This window comes from Xylophilus sp. ASV27 (assembly GCF_016428875.1).
GTDB lineage: Bacteria > Pseudomonadota > Gammaproteobacteria > Burkholderiales > Burkholderiaceae_C > Xylophilus.
Genome location: NZ_JAELTO010000357.1, coordinates 1 through 311, shown reverse-complemented (window position 1 = coordinate 311; position 311 = coordinate 1). Strand labels below are relative to the sequence as shown.

General features: G+C 75.9%; 1 protein-coding gene. It reads left to right on the top strand.

All coding sequences use genetic code 11. The annotated features are described in order from the left end of the window. Positions 1-311: hypothetical protein (locus JHD63_RS23320; protein ID WP_198973175.1), on the top strand; the 311-nt coding region annotated here is incomplete at both ends.

The window sequence follows — 311 nt, the reverse complement described above, 5'->3', positions numbered from 1 at the left end:
CCCCCCCCCCCCCCCCCCCCCCCCCCCCCCCCCCCCCCCCCCCCCCCCCCCCCCCCCCCCCCCCCCCCCCCCCCCCCCCCCCCCCCCCCCCCCCCCCCCCCCCCCCCTTTTTAATGATCCGGCGACCCCCGAGATCTACACTAGGTTCTCTTCGTCGGCAGCGTCAGATGTGTATAAGAGACAGGGGCAGGCCCAGGGCGTCGGCGAGATCGGCGGCCTCAAGTGCGCGCTGCTCGGCTTCATCGCCGTTGCCCATGATGGACGCCGCATAGCTGCACGCCACGAGCGCGCGTGCGCGGATCTCGTTGGGG